At 70.9% G+C, this 4,663-nt stretch carries 4 protein-coding genes; all 4 read left to right on the forward strand.

The features are described 5' to 3' along the window. Positions 1 to 1,045, forward strand: a 1,045-nt coding sequence (locus Q8M88_RS07330) for a (2Fe-2S)-binding protein (protein ID WP_305595891.1), incomplete at its 5' end; no start/stop codon positions are given. Continuing rightward, complete coding sequence (nirD, locus tag Q8M88_RS07335) at positions 1,042 to 1,386, forward strand: nitrite reductase small subunit NirD (protein WP_305595893.1); 345 nt, start codon at positions 1,042 to 1,044, stop codon at positions 1,384 to 1,386. The genes Q8M88_RS07330 and nirD, both read left to right, overlap by 4 nt. Continuing rightward, complete coding sequence (locus tag Q8M88_RS07340; protein ID WP_305595895.1) at positions 1,383 to 4,040, forward strand: nitrate reductase; 2,658 nt, start codon at positions 1,383 to 1,385, stop codon at positions 4,038 to 4,040. The genes nirD and Q8M88_RS07340 overlap by 4 nt, the downstream gene beginning before the upstream one ends. Continuing rightward, a partial coding sequence (cobA, locus tag Q8M88_RS07345) for a uroporphyrinogen-III C-methyltransferase (protein WP_305595897.1) occupies positions 4,030 to 4,663 on the forward strand: 634 nt, incomplete at its 3' end. The genes Q8M88_RS07340 and cobA, both read left to right, overlap by 11 nt.

Genomic DNA, 4,663 nt, shown 5'->3' on the forward strand with positions numbered 1-4,663 from the left:
CCTACAGCTGGGCGACGCCTTCGAGGTCCAGACCGGGCCCGAGTCCGTGTGCGGCTGCACCAGCCACGGCCACGGCGTGCTGCGCAAACGCATCCTGGAAGAAGAACTGAAATCGATGCCGGCGGTCATGCAGGCGCTGGAGTGGTCCACCCCGGACGGCTGCCCGACCTGCCGCCCGGCGCTGAATTACTACCTGCTGGCGGCCTGGCCCGGCGAATACCGCGACGACAAGCAGTCGCGGTTCATCACCGAGCGCGCCCACGCCAATATCCAGAAGGTCGGCACCTATTCGGTGGTGCCGCGGATGTGGGGCGGCGTCACCAGCAGCCTGGAGCTGCGCGCCATCGCCGACGTGGTCGACAAGTTCGCCATTCCCACCGTGAAGGTGACGGGCGGCCAGCGCATCGACCTCTTGGGCGTCGCCAAGGACGACCTGCCGGCGGTGTGGGCCGATCTGAACGCGGCGGGCATGGTCTCAGGCCACGCCTACGGCAAGGCGCTGCGCACGGTGAAGACCTGCGTCGGCTCCGACTGGTGCCGGTTCGGCACCCAGGACTCCACCGGCCTGGGCGTCAGGCTCGAAAAATTCATGTGGGGGTCGTGGACGCCGGCCAAGGTCAAGCTCGGGGTGTCCGGCTGTCCGCGCAACTGCGCTGAGGCGACTTGCAAGGACATCGGCGTGATCTGCGTCGACAGCGGCTACGAGATCCACATCGGCGGTGCGGCCGGCTTGCACATCCGTGGCACCGAGCTGTTGACCAAGGTCGCCGGCGAGGACGAGGCGGTGTGGGCGATCTGCGCCATCACCCAGCTCTACCGCGAGGAGGGCTGGTACCTGGAGCGGATCTACAAGTGGATGGACCGCGTCGGCCTGGAGACCATCCGCGCCCAGATCGAGGACGCGGACCTGCGCAAGGCGCTCTACGACCGCTTCGCCTATTCGCAGCGCTTCTCGCGCATCGATCCCTGGGCTGAGCGGGTGGCCGGGCGCGACGGCGACGAATTCAACCCGCTCAGCCGGCGTTTGGAGTTCGTAGGCGCATGAATGCGATGCTGATCCCTGCATCTGGCCTGTGGACCGACGTCGGCGCGATCACCGACATCCCGCGCCGCGGCGCTCGCCGGGTGCCGACGCCCGGCGGCGACATCGCGGTATTCCGCAGCGGCGACAACGAGGTGTTCGCCTTGCGCGACCGCTGCCCGCACAAGGGCGGTCCGCTGAGCCAGGGCATCGTCCACGGCCGCTCGGTCACCTGTCCGCTACACGGCCTGGCGATCGACCTGGCCAGCGGCGAAGCCATGGGCGCTGATCGCGGCCAGGGCTGCGCTCCGGTGATCCCGCTGCGCATCGAGGAAGGGCGGATCCTGATCCGCACGGACGGTTGAGCGAGGTCCGGACCGCCTGTCCCTATTGCGGCGTCGGCTGCGGGGTGGCGGGCCGGGCCGGGCCTGGGCGCGTGCTGGACGTGAAGGGCGACGCCGATCACCCGGCCAACTCGGGGCGGCTGTGTTCGAAGGGTTCCGCGCTGGGATCCACGGTCGGCCTTGAGGGCAGGCTGCTGCTCCCCGAGGCTTTCGGTCAACCGGTCGGCTGGGACGCGGTCATCGCGTTGGTCGCCGATCGATTCTCCCGCGCCATAGCCGAACATGGCCCAGACAGCGTCGCCTTCTACGTCTCCGGCCAACTTCTGACCGAGGACTACTACGCGGCCAACAAGCTGATGAAAGGCTTCATCGGCTCGGGCAACATCGACACCAACTCCCGGCTCTGCATGGCGTCGGCCGTCGTCGCCCACAAGCAGGCGTTCGGCGCCGACCTGGTCCCTGGCTGCTACGAGGACCTGGACCTCGCGGATCTTGTGGTGTTCAGCGGCCACAACGCGGCGTGGACCCATCCGGTGCTGTTCCGCCGTATGGAGAAGGCGCGCAGCCACGGCCAGCAATGGATCGTCATCGATCCGCGCCGCACCGACACCGCCGAGGGCTGCGACCTGTTCCTGCCCATCGCGCCGCAGACCGACGTGCGGCTGTGGAACGGCCTGCTGGCCTGGCTGGACGCCCACGGCGCGGTCGACCACGACTTCGTCCGCGACCATGTGGCCGGCTTCGACGAGACGCTGGCCAGCCTGGCGCGCGACGACCAGAGCCTGGAGGCCGTGGCCCGCGACTGCGGCCTCGAGCCGTCGTCGGTGGAGGCCTTTTACGTGGCGTTCGCGGCGAGCACGCGCACCGTCAGCCTGTTCAGCATGGGCTCCAACCAGTCCGCCCAGGGGGTCGCCAAGGGACTGGCGGTGATCAACGCCCACCTGGCCACCGGCAAGATCGGCAAGCCGGGGGCCGCGCCGTTCTCGATCACCGGCCAGCCCAACGCCATGGGCGGGCGAGAGAGCGGCGGCATGGCCTCGACGCTCGCCGCCCACATGGACTTCAGCGAGGCCGAACGCGACAGAGTGCGACGCTTCTGGCGCGCGCCGGCGCTTACCGAAAAGCCGGGCTTGAAGGCCGTCGACATGTTCGAGGCGGTCCACGACGGCCGCATCAAGGCGCTGTGGGTGATGGCCACCAACCCGGCCGTCAGCATGCCGCGCGCCAGCCGCGTGCGCGAGGCTCTGGCCGCCTGCCCGTTCGTGGTGGTCTCCGACTGCATGGCGCAGACCGACACCTTGGACTTCGCGCACGTAAAGCTGCCGGCTCTGGCCTGGGGCGAGAAGGAGGGCACGGTCACCAACTCCGAGCGCTGCATCAGCCGCCAGCGGGCGCTGTTCGCCGCGGCAGGCGAGGCGCGCGCCGACTGGCGGATCGTCGCCGACGTCGCCCGCGCCATGGGTCATGGCGAGGCGTTCGCCTGGACCACACCGGCCCAGGTGTTCGCCGAGCACGCCGCGCTGACCGCCTTCGAAAACGACGGCGCACGGTTCCTTGACCTCTCAGGCCTGAGCGGGATGGACGAGGCCGCCTACGCCGACTTCGCGCCGGTGCAGTGGCCGGTCAAGACGCAGGGCGCGAACACCGCGCGCCTGTTCACCGACGGGCGGTTCCAGACACCAGACGGCCGCGCGCGCATGGTCGCCGTCGCCGCCAAGGGCCCGGCGCGCGCCGTTAGCGTCGAATGGCCGCTGTCGCTGAATTCCGGCCGCGTTCGCGACCACTGGCACACCATGACCCGCACCGGCCTGGCTCCCGAACTCTGCCGCCATGCGCCCGAGCCGATGGTCGAGGTGCACCCTGTCGACGCCGCACGCGCCGGACTGACCGAGGGCGAACTGGCGGTGGTCGAGACCACGGCCGGTCGCGCGGTGGTGACCGCGCGGATCAGCGAGCGCCAAAGGCCGGGTTCGCTGTTCCTGCCCATGCACTGGACCGACGCCTTCGCGCCGTCCGGCCGCTGCAATCCGCTGGTCGAGGCCGACGTCGATCCCACCTCCGGCCAACCCGAATTCAAGCACACGCCGGCGCGGGTGAGCCCCTACGGCGAAGCCTGGCGCGGCTTCTTCGTCGCCCGCGAGGCCTGGACGGCGCCCGAGGGCCTGGACCTGATCTGGCGGCGCACGCCCTACGATGGCTGCCAGGTCCACGAGTTCGCCGGCCTGGGCGGCGCGGCGGAGCGCGAGGCCGTGGTCGAGGCGTTGATGCGCCGCGCCGAGGGCGAAGTGCTCACCATGGATGATCCTGCGCGCGGCGCGCTCCGCCGTGCGGTGATCACCGAGGGTCGGGCCGAGCGCGTGCTGGCCATCGTCGAGATGGGCGGATTGCCGGCGCGTGGCTGGATCGCCGACCGCTTCCTGGACGACGCGCTGGAGCTGGGCGACCGCATCGCCCTGCTGGCCGGTCGCTCGGTCGACACCGTCGACGTCGGGCAGATGGTCTGCGCCTGCCTGAAGGTCGGGACCAAGACCATCGAGGCGGCGATTGGTGCTGGAGCGCGCCACCTCGACGCCGTCGGCGCGGTCACCGGCGCCGGAACCAACTGCGGATCGTGCCGCCCCGAGATCGCGCGTCTGCTCGCCGCCATGCCGAAGGAGGCCCTGAATGCCGCCTGATGCCGGAAGCGTGCTGCTGGTGGGCGCTGGCCCCGGCGCGGCCGACCTGATGACGGTGCGTGCGCTGCGCGCCGTCGAGGGCGCCCAGGCGCTGCTCTACGACGCGCTGATCACCGAGGAGGTCCTGGAGCTGGCGCCCATTGGCTGCGTCCGTATCCAGACCGGCAAGCGGTCTGGCAAAACCAGCATGGACCAGGGCGAGATCAACCGGCTGATGCTGCGTCTGGCGCGCAAGGGTCTGCGGGTCGTGCGGCTGAAGGGCGGCGACCCGTCAGTATTCGGTCGCTCGGGCGAGGAGCGCGCCTTCCTGGAAGCGCACGGCGTCGCCGTGGAGATCGTTCCGGGCGTCACCGCGGCCAGCGCCGCAGCGGCGCAGTTCGCTTTCCCCTTGAGCCATCGCGGCGAGGCGCGGCGCGTGGCGTTCGCCACCGCGCGCGTGCAGGACGGGGCGCTGGTCGATGGCGGCTGGGCCGGCCTGGCCGACGCCCAGACGACCGTGGTGCTGTACATGGCGCGCGATGCGGCGGCCGCTGCGGCGGGCCGGCTGATGGCGGAGGGCAGGGCGGGCGACACGCCCGCGCTGGCGGTGGAGAACGCCGGCCGGCCCCAGGCCCGCGCCGTGG

Origin of the sequence: Phenylobacterium sp., from assembly GCF_030693805.1 — a bacterium.
Taxonomy (GTDB): domain Bacteria; phylum Pseudomonadota; class Alphaproteobacteria; order Caulobacterales; family Caulobacteraceae; genus Phenylobacterium.